Origin of the sequence: Dryocola clanedunensis, assembly GCF_038405435.1 — a bacterium.
GTDB lineage: Bacteria > Pseudomonadota > Gammaproteobacteria > Enterobacterales > Enterobacteriaceae > Dryocola > Dryocola clanedunensis_A.
The window spans coordinates 1-604 of record NZ_JBBYHZ010000130.1 but is presented as its reverse complement, the minus strand read 5'-3'; the positions used below and the strand labels follow the sequence as shown (position 1 = coordinate 604).

Here is a 604-nt window from a genome sequence, read left to right as displayed (position 1 = left end):
CACGCTGGAATCGGACAAGGCAACGCTGGAAGTGCCCTCGTCGGCTGCTGGCGTGGTCAAGGAAATCAAGGTCAAGCTCGGCGACAACCTCTCCGAAGGCGATGTGGTGCTGCTGCTGGAGGCTGAAGGTGAGGCGGCTGCACCGGCCGCGCCGGCCAAGGCCGAGGCACCCAAGGCCGACGCACCGGCCAGCAAGCCGCCGGTGACCCCCTCGCACCGCGCCCCGGCCGAACCGGCCGCGCCGCAGCCGGCGCTGTCCTCGGGCAAGCCGGCCGACATCGAGTGCAAGATGGTGGTGCTGGGCGCCGGCCCGGGCGGTTACACCGCTGCCTTCCGCTCGGCCGATCTGGGCGTGGACACCGTACTGGTGGAACGTTATGCCAGCCTCGGTGGCGTCTGCCTCAACGTGGGCTGCATCCCGTCCAAGGCGCTGCTGCATGCCGCCGCAGTGATCGATGAAGTTGCCCATGCCGGTGATTTCGGCGTCGAGTTCGGCAAGCCGACCATCACCCTGGACAAGCTGCGCAGCTACAAGGAAAAGGTGGTCACCCAGCTGACCAAGGGCCTGGCCGGCATGGCCAAGCAGCGCAAGGTGCGCACCATG

Annotated in this window: 1 protein-coding gene; it reads left to right on the top strand. The window is 68.0% G+C overall.

Annotated features, from left to right (window positions below; translation table 11 throughout):
* Positions 1–4: 4 nt before the first annotated feature.
* A partial coding sequence (locus AAE045_RS23825) for an FAD-dependent oxidoreductase (RefSeq protein WP_455549772.1) occupies positions 5–604 on the top strand: 600 nt, incomplete at its 3' end.